20 protein-coding genes are annotated in these 17,592 nt (G+C 65.2%); 10 read left to right on the top strand and 10 right to left on the bottom strand.

What is annotated here, in order from left to right; all coding sequences use genetic code 11:
• Positions 1 to 41: 41 nt before the first annotated feature.
• Positions 42 to 572, bottom strand: coding sequence for a hypothetical protein (locus AAFG50_RS26860; RefSeq protein WP_011088311.1), 531 nt, complete (start codon positions 570 to 572; stop codon positions 42 to 44).
• On the opposite strand from AAFG50_RS26860, the gene AAFG50_RS26855 reads away from it, so the two are divergent.
• Together AAFG50_RS26855 and AAFG50_RS26850 are read left to right on the top strand one after the other, a co-directional pair.
• The gene (locus AAFG50_RS26855) at positions 559 to 903 is read left to right on the top strand and encodes a hypothetical protein (RefSeq protein WP_131234243.1); all 345 of its coding nucleotides are present in this window, start codon (positions 559 to 561) and stop codon (positions 901 to 903) included. The two genes, AAFG50_RS26860 and AAFG50_RS26855, sit on opposite strands and share 14 nt — an antisense overlap.
• Positions 900 to 2,837 carry a DEAD/DEAH box helicase gene (locus tag AAFG50_RS26850; protein ID WP_049832603.1) on the top strand — a complete coding sequence of 646 codons (1,938 nt, stop codon included), beginning with the start codon at positions 900 to 902 and terminating at the stop codon, positions 2,835 to 2,837. The genes AAFG50_RS26855 and AAFG50_RS26850 overlap by 4 nt, the downstream gene beginning before the upstream one ends.
• A 78-nt stretch (positions 2,838 to 2,915) precedes the next feature.
• On the opposite strand, the gene AAFG50_RS26845 is transcribed toward AAFG50_RS26850, so the two are convergent.
• Both AAFG50_RS26845 and AAFG50_RS26840 read right to left on the bottom strand, forming a co-directional pair.
• Positions 2,916 to 3,233, bottom strand: a complete 318-nt coding sequence (locus AAFG50_RS26845; RefSeq protein WP_028175843.1) for a hypothetical protein — start codon at positions 3,231 to 3,233, stop codon at positions 2,916 to 2,918.
• Positions 3,234 to 3,357: 124 nt separating this feature from the next.
• Positions 3,358 to 3,879, bottom strand: a complete 522-nt coding sequence (locus AAFG50_RS26840) for a GNAT family N-acetyltransferase (RefSeq protein ID WP_028175844.1) — start codon at positions 3,877 to 3,879, stop codon at positions 3,358 to 3,360.
• A gap of 138 nt (positions 3,880 to 4,017) precedes the next feature.
• On the opposite strand from AAFG50_RS26840, the gene AAFG50_RS26835 reads away from it, so the two are divergent.
• Entirely contained in the window at positions 4,018 to 4,407 is a 390-nt protein-coding gene (locus tag AAFG50_RS26835; RefSeq protein WP_028175845.1) for a hypothetical protein, read from the top strand.
• 82 nt (positions 4,408 to 4,489) lie between these two features.
• On the opposite strand, the gene AAFG50_RS26830 is transcribed toward AAFG50_RS26835, so the two are convergent.
• Positions 4,490 to 4,903, bottom strand: a complete 414-nt coding sequence (locus tag AAFG50_RS26830) for a GFA family protein (RefSeq protein ID WP_039185285.1) — start codon at positions 4,901 to 4,903, stop codon at positions 4,490 to 4,492.
• A 199-nt stretch (positions 4,904 to 5,102) separates the two neighbouring features.
• On the opposite strand from AAFG50_RS26830, the gene AAFG50_RS26825 reads away from it, so the two are divergent.
• Complete coding sequence (locus tag AAFG50_RS26825; protein WP_011088305.1) at positions 5,103 to 5,909, top strand: transglutaminase family protein; 807 nt, start codon at positions 5,103 to 5,105, stop codon at positions 5,907 to 5,909.
• A gap of 34 nt (positions 5,910 to 5,943) precedes the next feature.
• Here AAFG50_RS26825 and AAFG50_RS26820 read toward each other — a convergent pair whose 3' ends face one another.
• Positions 5,944 to 6,372: a cupin domain-containing protein gene (locus tag AAFG50_RS26820; RefSeq protein WP_028175847.1), complete on the bottom strand. Its 429-nt coding sequence runs from the start codon at positions 6,370 to 6,372 to the stop codon at positions 5,944 to 5,946.
• A gap of 508 nt (positions 6,373 to 6,880) precedes the next feature.
• On the opposite strand from AAFG50_RS26820, the gene AAFG50_RS26815 reads away from it, so the two are divergent.
• On the top strand, positions 6,881 to 7,366 hold the full coding sequence (locus AAFG50_RS26815; protein WP_028175848.1) for a phasin: 486 nt from the start codon (positions 6,881 to 6,883) through the stop codon (positions 7,364 to 7,366).
• A 279-nt stretch (positions 7,367 to 7,645) separates the two neighbouring features.
• Here the strand turns inward: AAFG50_RS26815 and AAFG50_RS26810 are convergent, their stop codons facing one another.
• Both AAFG50_RS26810 and AAFG50_RS26805 read right to left on the bottom strand, forming a co-directional pair.
• Entirely contained in the window at positions 7,646 to 8,434 is a 789-nt protein-coding gene (locus AAFG50_RS26810; protein ID WP_038967886.1) for a Crp/Fnr family transcriptional regulator, read from the bottom strand.
• A gap of 235 nt (positions 8,435 to 8,669) precedes the next feature.
• The gene (locus AAFG50_RS26805; RefSeq protein ID WP_028175850.1) at positions 8,670 to 9,224 is read right to left on the bottom strand and encodes a PAS domain-containing protein; all 555 of its coding nucleotides are present in this window, start codon (positions 9,222 to 9,224) and stop codon (positions 8,670 to 8,672) included.
• A gap of 778 nt (positions 9,225 to 10,002) precedes the next feature.
• On the opposite strand from AAFG50_RS26805, the gene AAFG50_RS26800 reads away from it, so the two are divergent.
• Complete coding sequence (locus AAFG50_RS26800) at positions 10,003 to 10,818, top strand: rhomboid family intramembrane serine protease (protein WP_028175851.1); 816 nt, start codon at positions 10,003 to 10,005, stop codon at positions 10,816 to 10,818.
• A 190-nt stretch (positions 10,819 to 11,008) separates the two neighbouring features.
• Positions 11,009 to 11,437, top strand: coding sequence for a CBS domain-containing protein (locus AAFG50_RS26795; protein WP_011088299.1), 429 nt, complete (start codon positions 11,009 to 11,011; stop codon positions 11,435 to 11,437).
• Between the two features lie 6 nt (positions 11,438 to 11,443).
• Here AAFG50_RS26795 and AAFG50_RS26790 read toward each other — a convergent pair whose 3' ends face one another.
• Positions 11,444 to 12,472 carry a patatin-like phospholipase family protein gene (locus AAFG50_RS26790; protein ID WP_028175852.1) on the bottom strand — a complete coding sequence of 343 codons (1,029 nt, stop codon included), beginning with the start codon at positions 12,470 to 12,472 and terminating at the stop codon, positions 11,444 to 11,446.
• 248 nt (positions 12,473 to 12,720) lie between these two features.
• Between AAFG50_RS26790 and AAFG50_RS26785 the strand changes: the two genes are divergently transcribed.
• Complete coding sequence (locus tag AAFG50_RS26785; RefSeq protein ID WP_028175853.1) at positions 12,721 to 13,794, top strand: hypothetical protein; 1,074 nt, start codon at positions 12,721 to 12,723, stop codon at positions 13,792 to 13,794.
• A gap of 192 nt (positions 13,795 to 13,986) precedes the next feature.
• Here AAFG50_RS26785 and AAFG50_RS26780 read toward each other — a convergent pair whose 3' ends face one another.
• The gene (locus AAFG50_RS26780) at positions 13,987 to 14,880 is read right to left on the bottom strand and encodes a LysR family transcriptional regulator (protein ID WP_028175854.1); all 894 of its coding nucleotides are present in this window, start codon (positions 14,878 to 14,880) and stop codon (positions 13,987 to 13,989) included.
• 101 nt (positions 14,881 to 14,981) lie between these two features.
• On the opposite strand from AAFG50_RS26780, the gene AAFG50_RS26775 reads away from it, so the two are divergent.
• The gene (locus AAFG50_RS26775) at positions 14,982 to 15,965 is read left to right on the top strand and encodes an aldo/keto reductase (RefSeq protein ID WP_028175855.1); all 984 of its coding nucleotides are present in this window, start codon (positions 14,982 to 14,984) and stop codon (positions 15,963 to 15,965) included.
• Between the two features lie 300 nt (positions 15,966 to 16,265).
• Complete coding sequence (locus AAFG50_RS26770; RefSeq protein WP_018322145.1) at positions 16,266 to 16,460, top strand: hypothetical protein; 195 nt, start codon at positions 16,266 to 16,268, stop codon at positions 16,458 to 16,460.
• A gap of 58 nt (positions 16,461 to 16,518) precedes the next feature.
• Here the strand turns inward: AAFG50_RS26770 and AAFG50_RS26765 are convergent, their stop codons facing one another.
• Positions 16,519 to 17,511: a zinc-dependent alcohol dehydrogenase family protein gene (locus AAFG50_RS26765; RefSeq protein ID WP_306421875.1), complete on the bottom strand. Its 993-nt coding sequence runs from the start codon at positions 17,509 to 17,511 to the stop codon at positions 16,519 to 16,521.
• Positions 17,512 to 17,592: the final 81 nt, after the last annotated feature.

Here is a 17,592-nt window from a genome sequence, read left to right as displayed (position 1 = left end):
CAATCGCGTGATCCTGGCTGGCGAGATCCAAGGGGCGCCGGCTAAGTCGGCGGGGCGCCGCTCCCCGTATCGATCTCGCTTTCCTTCACCACCGCCGCACCCACCACCTTCGTGCCCTCCAGCTCCCGCACGATCCGCTCATCGGGCCCCACGACACCGAGATCGAATTCGCGATCCGGCGTGACGAGGATCATGCGCTGGCCGACGATCACGACCACCGTCATGTTGCTGGTCTCGCCTTCGACGGCCCATGCGCGGATGTCGTCGGCGTAGGGCTGCTTGCGCCAGGCGTCGGGAAAGCCCGGGTCGGATCGGACTTCGATACCGTCCTCGGACGTGGTCAGGACCAGCTTCGACCGGCTCGGCTTCCAGCGCTCGTCGAGGAGATCGTTGACCAGCCACAGGCAGGCGAAGTTCTCGCATTCGGTCGGACGCTCGGCGTAGATCGCGCAGCCGCGGCCGGGCTTGCAATGCCGGCACCAGGCATTCGCGGGCTTGGCCAGCGCCTCGATGGCCATCACCTTGCAGCAGAGCGTGCAATCGCCGCAGGTGCGTTTGATGGAAGAGATCATGCGCGCATTCCCGGCACGTCCAATCGCGCACAATTTAAGCGAGGCGGCCGCGAAAATCAGCCGCTTTGGAGCAAAAGCTCACTATATGCAGCAAAACGGCCCGGAAACGCTGCATGTAGTAGGTCGGACCGCCGGTAAGCTTATTCGCGATGTCGCCAAAGCCATGCGTCATAGGCATGGTGATTTGCCCGCGCTTGGCGTAAAGAGCGTCCAAATCAAATCACCACGCGTGCGGCCGGACCATTTGCCGAGCACGCAGCTTCAGGTCGCGCGGCTCGACGTTCCGCGCCTGGACCAACCAAGGTTTATCCCGTGTCATTCCCGACTATGAGTCCGCCGCTCGCCCGAGCTTTGGCCGAGCGCAACTACGACCGTCCGACCCCCGTTCAGCTCGCCGTGCTCACCGAGGAGGCCGCAGGCCGCGACCTCCTGGTCTCGGCCCAGACCGGCTCCGGCAAGACCCTCGCTTACGGACTGGCCCTGGCCAAGGATCTGCTTGATGGCATCGAGCGGTTCGAGCGGGCGGGCGCGCCGCTCGCCCTGATCGTGGCGCCGACCCGCGAGCTTGCCTTGCAGGTTCAGCGCGAACTGGCCTGGCTGTACGAGCATGCTGACGGGCGCGTCGTCTCCTGTGTCGGCGGCATGGATCCGCGGCGCGAGCAGCGCGAGCTGGCGGCCGGCGCGCACATCGTCGTCGGCACGCCGGGCCGGCTGTGCGATCATTTGCGCCGTGGCCGTCTCGACATCTCCGAATTGAAGGCCGTCGTCCTCGACGAGGCCGACGAGATGCTCAATCTCGGCTTTCGCGAGGACATGGAGTTCATCCTCGAGACCACGCCGGAGACGCGCCGCACCCTGTTGTTCTCGGCGACCTTTCCGCGCGGCATCGTCGCGCTGGCCAAGCAATATCAGCAGCAGGCGTTCCGGATCGAGGTCGCGGGCGACGAAGGCGGTCACGCCGATATCGAGTATCGCGCGATCCGGATCGCTCCCGCCGATGTCGAGCACGCGGTGGTCAACGTGCTGCGCTTCTTCGAGGCGCCGAGCGCCCTGGTGTTCTGCAGCACGCGCGATGCCGTCCGGCATTTGCAGGCGGCACTGCTGGAGCGCGGCTTCTCCGTCGTCGCGCTATCGGGCGAATTGACGCAGAACGAGCGGACCCTGGCGCTCCAGTCGCTTAGGGACGGGCGTGCCCGCGTCTGCGTAGCAACCGACGTCGCCGCCCGCGGCATCGACCTGCCGAGCCTTGACCTCGTCATTCAGGCCGATCTGCCCAACGACGCCGAAGTCATGCAGCATCGCTCGGGCCGTACCGGCCGTGCGGGGCGAAAGGGCACGAGTGTCCTGCTGGTGCCGCCCGCACGGCGGCGGCGTGCGGAGCTGCTGCTCAATCTCTCAGGCATCGACGCGGTCTGGGGAACGGCACCCCAGGCGGACGAGATCCGCAAGCTCGATCACGAGCGCATGAAGGACGTGCTGTTCACCGAGGAGACGACCGCCGACGATCTGGTGCTGGCGCAGGCGCTATTGGCCGAACGGTCGCCCGAGGATATCGCCGCGGCGCTGGCGCGGCTCTATCGCGCGCGGCTGCCGTCGCCCGAAGACATCATCGATCCCGGCGAGCGGGCTGGCCGGCCGCGCGACGATCGCGGTCGCGACAATGTCCGGGCCCAGGGCGGCGATGATCGCCCCGAAAGAGCCCGCCCCAAATCGGGGAAATCGTCGTCGAAGCACGGCATGGCGGAGGGCAGCGTCTGGTTCCGGGCCAACATCGGACGAAGAAAGAATGCGGAAGCACGCTGGCTGTTGCCAATGATTTGCCGTCGTGGCGGCATCGACAAGGGCGACATCGGCGCCATCAAGATCATGGACACGACGACCGAGTTCGAAATTTCCGAGCGGGTCGCGGACTCCTTCGCTGCCAAGATCAAGCGTCCGGACAAGGAAGACAATATCCGCCTCGAACCGATGGCGGATGCGCCGCAGCGGCAAGCGCCTTCGGAAGAGCGGTCAAAGCCGCCTCGGCGCGAGAGCGGCGACAGTGATCATCGTGAACGTCGCGACGATCGCCCACGCGAGGCGGGATTCAAGCCGCGCAGCAAGGCTTTCGGCGAGCGCGGGCCGAAATTCGACGATGCTCCTGCTTTCGGGAAGAAAAAGAAGCATAAGAACAAGCCCGGCCACGCCGGACAGCCGCCTGCGGTCACTGCGTGGCCTGTGAAGGGCGCGCCCGGAAAGAAGGCAAAGAAGAAGCATCGGGGCTGAAATACCCCGCGTGTCCTGGCCGGAACGAATGAACGCCGCTGGCACGAACCAGCGGCGTTCCCGCAAGATCGGGTGGGCTTAGCGGCCGCCGCCACCACCGCCGCCACCACCGCCACCACCGCCGCCTCCGCCACCACCACCGCCGCCGGCATCACGCATCGCCGAATTGTAGCGAGGGTCGGTCTGTTTCATGTAGATCGGCGAGGTATCGTGAGTGAGGCGAACGACGCGTCGTCCGGCCTGCTGCTGCGGCACTTCGACAAAGCCGGCGCAGCCCTCGAAGAAGCCCGTGTCGCAGCCATAGGTCCGCAACTGCACCGCGTTGGCGCTGGTCGCCGTGAACGCGGTCGCCGCAACGCATGCAATGAAAGCAACTTTCGACAATGAGAGTCTCATGAAATTCTCCAGCCTCGGGTCGGCGAGACCGGAACGGCTCGCACGAACCTTCGACGGAAGCTGATCGAAACCGGTTCGAGCCGGTGGCTTCACGCCCGCGTGAGCGGGGAATCGGACGGCGAGCTCATGTGCCGGCGCTCGACCGCTCCGTGAGATCGCGGAGCATGTAGGTCGCGCTGGCGCCGTAGGATTCGAGCTTTGCGCGCAGCTCCGCATCCGCCGTGACGGGCCGAAAGCCGAAACGTTCCCACAGCGGCCGCGTGGCGTAGACCGAGACCAGCGCGAGAGCCGCGATGCCCGACGCGCGCGCCAGGTTCTCGATCGTTTCGACATAGGCACGCGCTATGCCGCCACGATGATCCGGCAGCACGGCGACGTCGTGCACGTAGAGGCAGTCCGCGTCATCGGGCAGTCGTTCGAGGAATCCATCGAGCGGCGGAATCCGGTGCCGACGCCAGGGATGCGATATCCCGTAGCCGGCGATCTCGTCGTCCGCGATGAGCACACGGCAGCCATCGGGATAGAGCCGCATCTTCTCCGCGAACACCTCGAGGCGTTCAGGCAGACCAGGATGGATGCGCGCTGCGATCGCGCCAATCGCGGGCAGGTCGGAGGCGTGCGCGGGACGCCAATGCAGCTTGCTCATGTCGGTCCGTCTCACTCATTCCAGTTTATTCCGGCGCAATGATGCGTGCAGCGAAAAATTTCTTTGCCGCGCTCAAAGGAATACGACGGCTCGCGCGGCGTCCTACCCATGCAAGCCAATTGCATGACAGGAGAGATCATGACGACATCCCCGATCCGCCTCGCGCTCACGCTAGCCGTGTCGCTCGCAATCATTCCCGCCGCGTTCGCCGCGCCGCCGACGAAAACCGGCAAGACCGACAAGGGCAGCGTGCTCACTGACGCCAAGGGCATGACGCTCTACACCTTCGACAAGGACGCGGACGGCAAGTCGGCCTGCAACGGTCCGTGTGCGACGAACTGGCCGGTGCTGAAGGCCGAGGCCGGCGATGCCGCCGGCGACGGCTACACCATCATCACGCGCGACGACGGCTCCAGGCAATGGGCCTACAAGGGCAAGCCGCTCTATACTTTCGCCAAGGATACCAAGCCCGGCGACATCACCGGCGACGGTTTCCTCAACGGCGCCTGGCATCTGGCGATGCCGTGAGCGATTGACAGCACGGGCCGGGGATCGCCGTGGCACGCGATGTCCGGCCCGATAGCGCAGGCGGCGTGTCGCGCGAGGGACTCTATCGCGCCGGGGGAGGGCTGGCGGCCGCTTCCGGCAGTTCCGGCGTCGCGTCCTTGGGGTCGTACCAGCTTGCCGCGTCCGAGCGCCAGATGTGAGCGCGCGCGGGGCCCGCGACCGGCGTATCCAGGCATCCCATGCGCAACAGCACGTTCGGCTGCGCGATCCGTTCCGCCATGATGTGCGAGCCGCAGCGGGTGCAGAAGCGGCGGAATTTGCCGGGCGAGGACTCGAACGCGGCGAGCAACTCGTTGCCGCGCACCCACCGGAACGCCGCGCGCGGCACCGGCATCACGCTGGAAAACGCCGAGCCGTGCGTCTTGCGGCAGGTCTGGCAATGGCAATGCACGAAGGGCGCGGGCTCCGCATCCACTTCATACGCAACGGCGCCGCACAGGCAACTTCCGGTCAGCATGCTCTTCCCATAGATCAAATCCTTTTGGAGCGCACAGCTTAGCCGCGCGGGCCGCGCCGGTGAAGCTGTCAAAACGAACTCGCCAGCCCGTGCGCGAAGTGCAATGATGGCGCGGAGCACGCGCAAGTTCGCCTGCATGCCTTGTAATCGGCGGATTCATCGCCATTTCGAGCTGACACCTAGCAAAAAGGCATTTCGAATGAAATTCCGTGTCGGATTCGAAATGCTCTACGATTTCCCGCAACCGACTCCGATGATCATGGTGCTGGGCACGCATTTCACGCGCGCCTCCGATGTCATCGTGCCGGACTTCCTGACCACCACGCCTGCGGTCGAGATCACGCCCTATCGGGACATGTTCGGCAATTGGTGCAGCCGCATGGTCGCGCCGGCCGGTCGCATGCGCCTTGCAGCAGATGGCGTGGTTCGCGACAGCGGCCTGCCGGATCCGGTGGTTGCGTCGGCGGTTCAGCACAGGATCGAGGAGCTGCCTTCCGATACGCTGGTTTATCTGCTCGGCAGTCGCTACTGCGAGACCGACCGGCTCTCGGAGATCGCCTGGAAGCTGTTCGAGAAGACGCCTCCGGGGTGGGCGCGGGTGCAGGCGATCTGCGATTTCGTTCACGGCCACATCGCTTTCGGCTACGAGCATGCGCGCGCGACCAAGACGGCGTGGGAGGCATACCAGGAGGGCAAGGGCGTCTGCCGCGACTATGCCCACCTCGCCATCGCGTTCTGCCGCTGCATGAACATTCCCGCACGGTATTGCACCGGCTATCTGAGCGACGTCGGCACGCCGCAGCCTTGGGCGGTGGGCGATTTCGCCGGCTGGTTCGAGGCCTTCATCGGCGGGCGCTGGCACACTTTCGACCCGCGCAACAACGTGCCGCGGCAGGGCCGCGTCCTGATCGCTCAGGGGCGCGATGCCTGCGACGTTCCGATCACGCAGACCTTCGGCCCGAACGAGCTGGTCAGCTTCAAGGTCTGGACCGACGAGATCGCATGATGCTCGGTCATTTCCATTCGCCGGCGAGCTTGGCTCACGCAGCCGGCGCCGGCACCAGTCCGTAGCGCAGCATCGTCTCTTTCATCTTCTCGGGATCGGGCGGCGCGCCGGCCGACAGGAGCGCTGCCATCTCGGTGAAATATTGCGGTCCCAGCACCCCGGGGCTCAGGATGCACAGGCATGTCGCAGGCCCCGTCGAACGGTTGGTAAAGCCGTGCACGATGCCGCGCTTGATGAAGACTGAGGCTCCGGGGCCAACATCGGTCTGCTGGCCGTCGATCGTCCAGGTCGAGACGCCGGACAGCCCGTAGATCGTTTCGTCCCAGCGGTCGTGATAGTGCGGGATCGGCATCCGCGCATTCGGCTGCAACGTCATTTCGAAGATGTCGACGCTGCCGCCGGTGTCGTCCTTGCTGTGCAGGAAGCGGAGCTCGAGCGTACCGAAATTGATGATGTCGGGCATGGCTGCTTCGTCCAGGTGAGAGAGGCTGCATCGAGATTGTGGCGCTCGCTCGCGTCGAAACGAAATCTACCGCAGCCCTTCATACACCATCAGCCCGCATAGACCGGCCAATTTGTCGCACAGGGTCCGTTGCAGGCCAACTTGCCGGCTGCGCAGGCGGTAGAACATTCCGGCTCAAACGGCTCCGGGGATCGACGCCTCTGAATAGCTCGCCGGCGCTGATCTGAAGTTGGCGCATGCAATTGCCGCAACTTTAAGGGCGCAGGATTCTCGCTGCGCCGCTTCGTCGCAATATTCGAATAAATTCAAAGCGAGAGTCCGAAAGCGAACCGAAGCGTCGATTGTCGTCGGCCATAGTTGGCTCCGGCAGGGGGCGAGAGCGGAATATCCGCAGCAGCATCCCACCATCGTGAAAGTAGGGGCAGTGGCGTCCCGTTGCAGCACGCACCTGGACGCGTCGGGGAGTCTTCAATCCATCATCTAGTTTCGCTTGAAAGGATGAAAGCCCGTGAGTGATGCCGATATGAAAGTCGAGACGAAAGCCGCTCCGCTGAATGGGACGGCGAACGGAAATACAAAGCTCAAGTTCGACATGCCGTTTTTCAACATCCAGGCGATCTTCGGCGATCTCGCCGCGCCGGCCGCGACACGGGCCAAGGCAAATTTCGAGCAGATGAAGGTGACGTCCGAGGAGATTACCACGGCACTCTGCGACGCCTGTTCGACCAGTGCCAAGCGTTCCGCCGATTACGGCACCAAGGTCATCGAAATATCCAACGCCAATACCAGCTCCGCGCTGGAATTCTTCTCCCAGCTTGCGGATGCGAGGTCGTTTGCGGACCTCGTGAACCTCTCCACCGCCCACGGTCGCAAGACCTTTGAAGCGGCTTCCGCCCAGAATCGGGAGCTTTGGGATCTGGCCCAGAAGGTCGCGACCGAGACGGCCGAGCCGATCAAGAACAGCTTCAACCGGGTTCTGCATAGGGCTGCTTGAATCGAAGCTACTGGCCACGTGGATCGGCTGGACGAGCGTCTTCGCGAGAAGAGACGCCGTCCAGCCGATGGCGGCCAGCCTCGCCGTGAGGTGATGCCAAGCTGGAGGGAAATCAGGGATGGGTATGGTGATGATCAAGTGCCCGGAAACGGGGAGCGCTATTCCGACAGGCATCGAGGTGGATAGCGACAAGTTTCGCTGCAGCGCGGTCTTTTTCTCGCGCACCTATTGCCGGATGTGCGCGGCGACGCACGAGTGGTTCGCCAGGGAGGCCTGGGTCTACGAGTCGGTCTTGGCGAACGGGAAGTCCGGGGGCGGGCAGCCATTCCGCGCCGGCGCGGCGTGAAGGAGCCTTACCGCATCCTGCGACACGATCCGATCGATCCTGCGGCTCATCACCTTGTAGCATTCGCAAGCGACGACCTCGAGACGTTGCCTGTCGATTTCGAGCTGGCCGCGCCGATTGGATTTGATGGCCCTTGATGCTCGCAGTGCGCTCACGACGTGCGTGACCGTGGTGCGCCGGACGCCGAGCAATTCCGACAGCGTCTCCTGGGTCAGGGGCAGGATGTCACCGCCATCCGTCCGGTCGTGAATGTGAAGCAGCCAGCGGGCGAGGCGCGCTTCGACGGAGTGCAGCGCGTTGCAGGCCGCGACGTGCAGGAATTGCGTCATCATCGCCCTGGTGACAATCTGAACCGCGTTTGCGATGGCGGGACTGCGTTCGAGCGCCGCTTGAAATCGTGCGGGTGAGATCTGCAGTGCGGTCCCGGCCACGCGGACAACCGCCGTCAGGGGAGATCGGACGGGGCCGAGCGCCGTCATGAGTCCGACGGCGCCGTCGTTGCCGATCACCGCGGTTGCGGCCGTCTGTCCGTTCGGCAACTCCATGATGAGGGCGATCGCGCCGCTGCAGGGGAAGTAAAGGTGCTCGATCCGGTCGCCCGATCGAACGAGCACTGCGTCGTGCAGGAGCGGTACTTTCCGTAAATGCGGTGCAAGCAAAGCGAAGTCGGCCGGCGGTAACGCAGCTAACAGGCGATTACCAACTCTTGTCGCGCGCTCCATCACGGGAGTAGCCCCTCGACGGAGGCTCGGCGGCGGGCGAAAGCATCGTCACCGGCCGAGCCGCGTTGCCGTGCCGACACTTGCCACGGCAAGTGGACAAACGCACTTCGGCAGGTAAGGTTCCAATAACGGATCGCGCGCCGCGCGCCGACGCGGTCTGACCTTCAATCGACTCGCGCGCTGAAAACTTGGTCGGCCGTTTGCAAAGACTGCGCGCGCGACACGAGGGCTGCTCCTACCGCAACCCCTCATACACCATCAGTCCGCGTGCGATCTGCAATTTGCGGATGGCGCGCGGCAGCAGCTTCTCCGGCTGGTGCAGATAGCGCCAGGAGGTGAGGGTGAACGGGCCAAGCGCGCCGCATTCGTCGTCGAAGGGGGCGAGCACGCCGGTCACGCTCACGGGGGTGTGCGGGCGGGCGTTGAAAGGCAGCAGCAACAGTTCGAGATGCGCCTTGCTGCCGTCCTCGCGCGCGGCGGTGACGCCGGCGATGGCGCCGAGCGTCTCGTCGGCGACGACAGTCGTGATCTCTCCGATCTCGCTGCGGCTGGCCTCAGTGAACAGCGCCGCAAAGCTCTGGTCCTTGAGGTCGAGCCCGGCGAGCGCACAGACGCGCGTGCCGGCGACGCGGAACGGAAACCCGAGGTTTTGTTCGCAGGACAGCACGAAGATGTCACCGAGCAGGCCGCGGACTGCGGCCGGGTCGATGTCGGCCCGGTCGGGGGCCCGCGCAGCGCCGCGCTTCTTGTCCCAATACGCGAAGAATGCGCGGCTCGACGGATGTTTCATGACTGAACGCTTACCCCGGGGCCACACCATGTGGGACAGACCTGTCCCGCTTCAGTGCACCCGCGATCCCTTCTGTTGTTGTGCAGGAGGGGATTTGCAGCGTCCATGCCGCAGGGGCGTTTTCACGCCTGTTAAGCCGGTCTTTGCGTCGTTAACGTTAAATTAACTATGCGCTTTGCGTGTCCCGCAGCCCTGCTATGGTGACCGCGGTCGCAAGCCTCGCCGCTTTTCTCCAGGTTCTCGGCGGGGCCTGTACACAGGCGTCAAACAGTTTGGTCACGGGCCGCGGGGAGGGGTGGGGATACACCTTATTCCCTCGGGGTACCGGAAGTCCGACACGGACAGGCAGGGCTTTCCCAGGGCCCTGCCTTTTCCTTTCTCAGACACACTCTCTCGTGCCCCGGACGCAGCGCAGGCCGTTTCGTTTGCTCGCGAGGATATAGACGAAGAAGGCGGTTTGCATGGGCGTGAGGCAGATCGTTGCAGCTACCTAAAGTTGTATAATTCGAACCCGCTGCCAATCTGGGTCCCGGCTCGGCGGCGCGTCACTTCGTGCCGCACCTTGTCCGGGACACGAGATCGGTCCGGATCGCTAAGGCTCCGTGTCCCGGACGCAGGGCAGCGCCTTAGCGATGCACTGCTGAGCCGGGACCAAGTGCCTCGCTCGGTTCGAGGCGAGTCCCTCGTTCACGATTTCCTTTTGTGCACTTGCGCGAGGCCGGCAAAGGCGACTATCTCCAAGCGTATCGCTCCGATTGCGCCTGAAAGCGAAGCCGCCTTGGATTCCCCGCAAGATTCGCACGATGCTCAGCCGGACGTGCCGGCCCTTGTTGAGGCGGCTCCGCGCGAGCCGATCCTGACGCTGCCGTTCGCGCTGACCGCCTATATCGCCCTGCTGGCGCTGATCCATCTGCGGGTGCTGCTGCCGCCGGAACTGGAGAACTGGACCATCGACGTCTTCGGCTTCATCCCGAAGCGCTACGATTCCTCGCTGCTCAATCTGCAGATCCCGGGCGGCGCCGGCGCCAAGGTCTGGAGCTTCGTCACCTATTCGCTGCTGCACGCCAATCTGACCCATCTCGGCTTCAACGTGCTGTGGCTGCTGCCGTTCGGCAGCGCGCTGGCGCGGCGTTTTGGCGCGATCAGGTTCTTCCTCTTTCTCGCGGTGACGGCGGCGGCCGGCGCGCTCGCCCATCTCGTCACCCATGAGCATGCGGTGGCGCCGATGATCGGCGCTTCGGCCTCGGTGTCGGGCGCGATGGCGGCGGCGATCCGCTTTGCCTTCGTCCGCGGCAGCTTCCTGTCGTTCAGCCGTTCGGACGCCGATACCGCCGCAAAGGTTCCAGCCCTGCCGCTGTCGCGCGCGCTGCGCGACGGGCGGGTGGTCGGCTTCCTCGCGGTGTGGTTCGGCGTCAACATCATCTTCGGCGTCGGCGCGATCGGGGTCGATGCCGAGACCACGAGCGTCGCCTGGCAGGCGCATATCGGCGGCTTCTTCGCCGGCCTGTTGCTGTTCGCGCTGTTCGATCCGGTACCGCGCGTGCGAAGCGATGCTGCGGATGCGTCATCACAGGACGTTTCAGACCGTATTTGAAGCGGCGCTTGCGGCGCGGCCCGAATTCATCCATCATTCGCGTGAAGAATGTTCCGAAGCGACAAGCGGGTAGCGGCTTTGCTTCGTAAAGCGCCTGAGCGTGAAACCGGCGCTGAAACTGTTAGTTGAAGACTCGAGGAACAAGTCCCGACTGCCAAAAGGCGGACGGCTCCGATTCAGGGAGGCGACAATGACGGTACGTTCCATTCTCAACACCAAGGGCCACCAGATCATGAGCGTCGAGCCCGACGCCAAGCTGGCCGCCGCGATAAAGCTGCTCGGTGAGAAGAAGATCGGTGCGGTGCTGGTGATGAACCAGAGCCGGCTGGAAGGCATCCTGTCCGAGCGCGACATCGTGCGCGTGATCGGCGAGCGCGGCGCCGGCGCGCTGGACGAGCCGGTCTCCCAGGTCATGACCCGCAAGGTCGTGACCTGCAAGGAGACCGACACGGTCGCCGAGCTCATGGAGACGATGACGACAGGCAAGTTCCGCCATCTGCCGGTGATCGACAACGGCAAGGTGGTCGGCCTGATCTCGATCGGCGACATCGTCAAGCGCCGCGTCCAGGAATACGAGTCCGAGCAGGAAGCCCTGCGCGACTACATCAAGACGGCCTGACCGCCGTCACTCGCCGGCTTTGGGCGCCGCGCCCTCGGGCGGCGGCGCCAGCGCGTGGATCGCCTCCTGGATCGAGTCCAGCGCACGCTCGGCGGCGCGGGTGCCCAATGCGATGAGGTCGTCGGTGCGGTGGAAGTCGAACCAGCCGAACTGGCCGACCCGCGGCGTGATCAGCAGGTCCGGAGGATCGCCGGCGAGGCGGGCGCGGGTGATGCGGTCCTGCATGATGTTGAAGGCATCGACCATCACCGAGGAGAGGCCGGGCCGGTCCCCGCCGCCGAAGAACTCGCGCTTCACCGTCTTCTCAGGCGAGAAGAATCTCGGGAAGCGCCGTTTTGGCGTCGTCTCTTCGGCCGCAGGTGCGGCCGGTCCGGGTGCCGCGCCGTGCGAATAGACCGTCGTCGAATAGGTGAAGATGTCGCTGGAAAGATTTGCAGCGATGACGATTTCAGCGCCGAGCGCGCGGGCGGCGGAGACCGGCACCGGATTCACCAGCGCGCCGTCGACCAGCCAGCGATCGCCGATCAGCACGGGTGAGAAGATGCCGGGCAGGGCGTAGGAGGCGCGCATCGCGTCGACCACGCGGCCGCGTGTCAGCCAGATCTCGTGGCCGGTGCGAACCTCGGTCGCGACGGCGGCGAACTTGATCGGGAGGTCCTCGATCAAGGTCTGGCCGCACGCTGCCTCGAGCCGGGTCGCCAGCTTCTCGCCGCCGATCAGACCGGAGCCGTTGAGGCGGATGTCCAGATAACCAAGGATGTTGCGCATGCCTTGCAGACCGCGGCCCCATTCCTCCAGCGTATCGAGCTTGCCGGACGCGTAGAGGCCGCCGACCACGGCGCCAATCGAGGTGCCGACCACGACATCGGGCACGATACCGTTGGCGAGCAGGGTCCTGATGATGCCGATGTGGGCGAAGCCGCGCGCTGCGCCGCCGCCAAGGGCAAGGCCAATGACCGGCCGGCGGATGCTGCCGAGGCCGATCTTCTCGCTGTTCGAGCCATTCGCGCCGCGGCCCTTCAATCTGTCCAGCACCAAAACTCTCCTACGCGTGGCCAGCCGCACCACCAGACTAGGCATAGCACCTGCTCTGCGCCAGAACCGGGGCGAAGCATGGTTTATGCCGCTTTGGAAAGGGCACTGGGCAGGAGTATGGCGAGGGGCGGTTGCCTCCTGTCTAATCACGCAGGCGTCAACCAGGTTCCATCAAACCGTGGCGGGGCCGTATTTCCTGGGGTTTCAGAGGCTTGAATTTGCCGCGTTTTCGGTGAAAAGCAGGTGGCATGACTATCGGGGGTGACGGCATCATCGGATGGCGGCGCAGCGTATCGCTGCTGCCGGCGTTGATCCTTGCCGCGTGCCTCGTCATCCTGGGGCAAGGTGTTGCCCAGGCGCAGCTTTTCTCCGATCGGCCTCCGCCGGTGCCCCCTGCATCGGTGCCCGACCCCGGCGGCGCCGTCAGCCTGGCGCCGCCCTCCGGGCCGGGGGCGGCTCCCCCCAGCCTGCCGCCGACCCTGACCCAGCCGATTTCCCCCAGCATGCCGCCACCCGCGGTCACGACCGTGCCGCCGGCCGCGCCGCTCAATGCGGCGGCGCCGGGACAGGGTGTGCTGTCGCTGACCGCGAAATACGGCAAGGACTCGGCCCCGATCACCAGCGGCCTGGTCTGGCGTGTCTTCGCCGACCGTCCCGACGAGAACGGCACGTTCAAGCTGATCCGGGAGGACCGCAACGCGACGCCCAACATCGTGCTGCCGCCCGGCAATTACGTCGTGCACGTCGCCTTCGGGCTCGTCAGCGCGGTGCGCACCGTCAGCCTGAAGGCCGAGACCGACCGCGAATCCTTCGTGCTGCCGGCAGGCGGCCTGCGCATCGAAGGCCGCGTCGGCACCAGCCGCATCCCGCAGAACCAGATCTCGTTCGCGATCTACAAGGGCAGCCAGTTCGAATCCGGCGAGCGCGCCTCGCTGGTGCCGAACGTCGCCGCCGGCGACGTCGTGTTGATCCCGGAGGGCACCTACTACATCGTCTCAAACTATGGCGATGCCAACTCGGTGGTGCGCTCGGACATTCGCGTCCAGGCCGGCAAGCTCACCGACGTCACCATCACCCATCGCGCCGCAGTCATCACGCTCAAGCTCGTCAGCGACAGGGGCGGCGAGGCCCTCGCCAACACCGCCTGGTCGGTTCTGACCCCCGGCGGCGACGTCATCAAGGAATCGATCGGCGCCTTCCCGCGCGTCGTGCTCTCCGAAGGCGAATACCGCGCCATCGCCAAGAACGAGGGCAAGGTCTACGAGCGCGGCTTCAACGTCGTCAACGGCGTCGACGGCGAAGTGGAAGTCGTCGCGCGCTAATTAGCCCGACCGGTGCGGCTACTTCGCCTCTCCCCGCTTGCGGGGAGAGGCCGGAATGCGCGCTGGAAGCGCGGATTCCGGGTGAGGGGGCTCTCCGCGAGTCCAACTCTCACCGTGATTGCGGAGGCACCCCTCACCCCAACCCTCTCCCCGCAAGAGCGGGGCGAGGGAGCACACCGTCTGCGCGGCCCCTCACTTCCGATACCTCAACGCCTCCACCAGCACGGCAAACGCAGGCGTCGGCTGCCGCCGGCTCGGGTAATAAAGGTGATAGCCCGCGAACGGCGCGCACCAGTCGGCGAGCACGCGGATCAGCCGCCCGTCGGCGATCTCCCGCTTCACCAGATCTTCCGGGATATAGGCAAGACCAAGCCCCGCCAGCGCGGCATTCATCCTGAGCAGCCCTGTGTTGAACACGAGCTGGCCGTCGACCCGCACCTTCATGGCGTGGCCGCGCTTCTCGAACTCCCAGGCATAGAGCCCGCCATAGGTCGGCAGGCGGAGGTTGATGCAATTGTGCTCGGTCAGATCCTGCGGCTGCTTCGGCTTGCCGCGCGCGGCGAAATAGGCCGGCGCGCCCACCACCGCCATGCGCATCTCCGGCCCGATCCGCACCGCGATCATATCCTTGGCGACCTGCTCGCCGAGCCGCACGCCGGCGTCGTAACGCTCGGCGACGATGTCGGTGAGGCCGTAGTCGACGACGAGTTCGACCTTGATATCGGGGTAGCGCGGCAGCAGCTTGGCGAGCGCCGGCCACAGGATGGTCTGTGCCGAATGTTCGCCGGTGGTGACGCGCACGGTGCCGGCCGGCGTCTCGCGCAGCGCGGTCAGCGCTGACAGCTCTGCGTCGATCTCCGCAAAGCGCGGCCCGATATTGCGCAGCAGGCGCTCGCCGGCTTCCGTCGGTGCGACGCTGCGGGTGGTGCGGGTGAGCAGCCGCAGGCCGAGCCGCTCCTCCAGCGCGCGCACGGTGTGGCTGAGCGCGGATTGCGACACGCCGAGCTGGGCGGCCGCGCGGGTGAAGCTGCGCTCGCGGGCGACCGCGAGGAAGGCGAGGAGGTCGTTGACGTTGGTGCGGGCCATTCATGAATCCGGGTCATGAGTACATGCCGGTTTTATCACCTAATCGCAGGCTCGCGCGCGACCTAAATTCGCAGCCGAACGTGATTGCAAGGAGAGCTGCGATGCAGATGCGTAAACTGGGCAAGAGTGGTCTGGAGGTCTCGGCGCTTGGCCTCGGCTGCATGGGACTGAGCTATGGCTATGGTCCGGCGACGGAGACCTCGCAGGCGATCGCGCTGATCAGGACCGCCTTCGAGCGCGGCGTGACCTTCTTCGACACCGCCGAGGCTTACGGCCCCTTCGTCAACGAGGAGCTTTTGGGCGAGGCGCTGGCGCCAATCCGCGACAAGGTCGTGATCGCCACCAAGTTCGGCTTCAAGGGCGGCAAGGTCGAAGACGGGCTCGACAGCCGGCCCGCCAACGTCAAGGCGGTGGCGGAGGCCGCCTTGAAGCGGCTGAAGACCGACCGCATCGACCTGTTCTATCAGCACCGCGTCGATCCCGATGTGCCGGTCGAGGACACCGCGGGAGCGGTGAAGGACCTGATCCGCGACGGCAAGGTCCTGCATTTCGGCATGTCGGAGGCGGGCGCGCAGACCATCCGCCGCGCCCATGCGGTGCAGCCCGTGACCGCATTGCAAAGCGAATATTCGCTGTGGTGGCGCGAGCCGGAGCAGGAGATCCTGCCGACTCTGGAAGAGCTCGGCATCGGCTTCGTTCCCTTCAGCCCGCTCGGCAAGGGCTTCCTGACCGGCGCGATCACCGAGAGCACGACGTTCGACAAGAGCGACTTCCGCAACATCGTACCGCGCTTCTCATCCAGCGCACGAAAATCGAACCAGACGCTGGTCGATCTGCTCGGCGAGATCGCAACAGCGAAGAAAGTGACGCCGGCGCAGATCGCGCTCGCCTGGTTGCTGGCGCAGAAGCCGTGGATCGTGCCGATCCCCGGCACCACCAAGCTGCACCGGCTCGAGGAGAATGTCGGCGCGGCCGCGGTGACGCTGTCGGATGCGGATCTCGCTGCCATCGCGGCCGTGCTGGCCAAGGTGGCGGTGCAGGGCGATCGCTATCCTGCGCATCTCCAGGCGCGAGTCGGCCGCTGACATCGTGCATGAACGCCCGGTGAGCGTTCGCTTACCGGGCGTCCTCGTCCTGTGTTCTGATTTGAATACCTCTGTCAGCGCTATCAGGCGCCCGAGCGGCCGCAAAACACCGCAAACATCGGCTTATTCCACGGGCGTCGCGACTTCGTCACAGCCGGTGCAAGATACGCATTTCCGATAATCAATTTTATTCTCTTTCCATCCTGCTGCGTTATATGTCGGGCATCCGTCTAATGGGGGAGGCCGGAGCAGGCGTGTGCGCTTGCGAGACCGGCAGGAGCAGGGACCAAGCCCGTCGGTATGTTCGAAGTGATCCTCACCAGGCGTAAGCGGTTTGGCTGGCGATGGCAGGTGTGCGACCAGTCCGGCAAGATATTTGCCGACGGCTTCGAGCGCACCCGGCCGTCCGCCAAATATCATGGCGAGCGCGCATTGTTCTTCCTGTTGTCGCAGGCCTATTTGCGCAACCGCTCGGCCGCGTCCAGCGAGGACTAGCGCGACCGTCGTTCCGTGGCCCGGACACGCGCGCTCCATCCGGGCTACGAGCCCAACCTCAGACGTCAACGACCAGCTTGCCCTTCGCAGCACGATCCCTGATCAGTGCGTAGGCGTCGCCAACGCTCTCCAGCGTGAAGTGCCTTGCATCGAGCAGCGGCACGAGCTTGCCGGCCTCCACCAGGCGTGTTGCCTCGCGCATGATCTCCCCGTGATGCGCGCGACCTTCGCCTGTCAGCAGCGGCAGCAGTGTGAACACGCCGGAATAGGTGGCAGCGCGGAACGACAGCGGTGCCAGCGCATGCGTGCCCCAGCCGAGCGCGCTCACGACATGACCGAAGCGGCGCACGGCTGCGAAGGAGGCATCGAGCACCTTGCCGCCAACGGTGTCGTAGACGATGTCGAAGCCGCGCCCGCCGGTGTGCTGCGCAACGTAAGTCTCAACCGCGATGTCGCGGTCGATGAAGACGGCGCCAAAGCCTTCTATCGTGGCGCGCTGCGACGCTGAGCCCGTCGCGAACACGTTTGCTCCGAACGCATGCGCGATCTGGATCGCGACATGGCCGACGCCGCCCGCACCGCCATGGATCAACACCTTCTGGCCGGCCTTCAGCGAGGCGCGGTCGATCAGGCCTTCCCAGGCCGTGATGAAGATCAGGGGCAGGGCGGCCGCCTCGCGCATGCTGAGATTGGCGGGCTTGGTTGCCAGCAGATCGGCATCGACGCTCGCGAATTCGGCGAGCGATCCCGACACACCACCGACGCCTCCGGTCATGCCGTAGACCTCGTCGCCCGGCTTGAATCGCGTGACGTCGCGCCCGGTGCGTTCGATCACGCCGGCGAGATCAAGGCCGAGAATAGCAGGCATTGGATGGCGCGCATGCGCCGCGGAGCCTGCATGGATCTTGGTGTCGAGCGGATTGATCCCGCTCGCGCACACCCGGACCAGCACCTGATTGGTGCCAAGCTCCGGCGTGGAAATCTGTGAGACGCGCGGCGGTGCGTTGTACGCCTCCAGGACGCTTGCGCGCATGGTCGAGTGTCCGGTCATGATCGTCTTGCTCCGTTGTCGGCCTCCAATATGCCCATTATTTTTTGCATGGAAAGAAACGAAGATGTACAGTTGTCGTGC

It is taken from the genome of Bradyrhizobium sp. B039 (assembly GCF_038965675.1).
GTDB classification, from domain to species: Bacteria; Pseudomonadota; Alphaproteobacteria; order Rhizobiales; family Xanthobacteraceae; genus Bradyrhizobium; species Bradyrhizobium diazoefficiens.
Note: the sequence above shows the minus strand (reverse complement) of the source record. Positions and strands in the feature narration are given on the sequence as shown.

Coding starts and splice junctions, on each gene's coding strand:
- AAFG50_RS26805 (WP_028175850.1), bottom strand. CDS start 9,224: ATGAAACATCCGTCGAGCCGCGCATTCTTCGCGTATTGGGACAAGAAG.
- AAFG50_RS26855 (WP_131234243.1), top strand. CDS start 559: ATGGAAGAGATCATGCGCGCATTCCCGGCACGTCCAATCGCGCACAAT.
- AAFG50_RS26825 (WP_011088305.1), top strand. CDS start 5,103: ATGAAATTCCGTGTCGGATTCGAAATGCTCTACGATTTCCCGCAACCG.
- AAFG50_RS26830 (WP_039185285.1), bottom strand. CDS start 4,903: ATGCTGACCGGAAGTTGCCTGTGCGGCGCCGTTGCGTATGAAGTGGAT.
- AAFG50_RS26860 (WP_011088311.1), bottom strand. CDS start 572: ATGATCTCTTCCATCAAACGCACCTGCGGCGATTGCACGCTCTGCTGC.
- AAFG50_RS26785 (WP_028175853.1), top strand. CDS start 12,721: ATGACTATCGGGGGTGACGGCATCATCGGATGGCGGCGCAGCGTATCG.
- AAFG50_RS26840 (WP_028175844.1), bottom strand. CDS start 3,879: ATGAGCAAGCTGCATTGGCGTCCCGCGCACGCCTCCGACCTGCCCGCG.
- AAFG50_RS26810 (WP_038967886.1), bottom strand. CDS start 8,434: ATGGAGCGCGCGACAAGAGTTGGTAATCGCCTGTTAGCTGCGTTACCG.
- AAFG50_RS26845 (WP_028175843.1), bottom strand. CDS start 3,233: ATGAGACTCTCATTGTCGAAAGTTGCTTTCATTGCATGCGTTGCGGCG.
- AAFG50_RS26820 (WP_028175847.1), bottom strand. CDS start 6,372: ATGCCCGACATCATCAATTTCGGTACGCTCGAGCTCCGCTTCCTGCAC.
- AAFG50_RS26765 (WP_306421875.1), bottom strand. CDS start 17,511: ATGACCGGACACTCGACCATGCGCGCAAGCGTCCTGGAGGCGTACAAC.
- AAFG50_RS26795 (WP_011088299.1), top strand. CDS start 11,009: ATGACGGTACGTTCCATTCTCAACACCAAGGGCCACCAGATCATGAGC.
- AAFG50_RS26780 (WP_028175854.1), bottom strand. CDS start 14,880: ATGGCCCGCACCAACGTCAACGACCTCCTCGCCTTCCTCGCGGTCGCC.
- AAFG50_RS26835 (WP_028175845.1), top strand. CDS start 4,018: ATGACGACATCCCCGATCCGCCTCGCGCTCACGCTAGCCGTGTCGCTC.
- AAFG50_RS26775 (WP_028175855.1), top strand. CDS start 14,982: ATGCAGATGCGTAAACTGGGCAAGAGTGGTCTGGAGGTCTCGGCGCTT.
- AAFG50_RS26770 (WP_018322145.1), top strand. CDS start 16,266: ATGTTCGAAGTGATCCTCACCAGGCGTAAGCGGTTTGGCTGGCGATGG.
- AAFG50_RS26850 (WP_049832603.1), top strand. CDS start 900: ATGAGTCCGCCGCTCGCCCGAGCTTTGGCCGAGCGCAACTACGACCGT.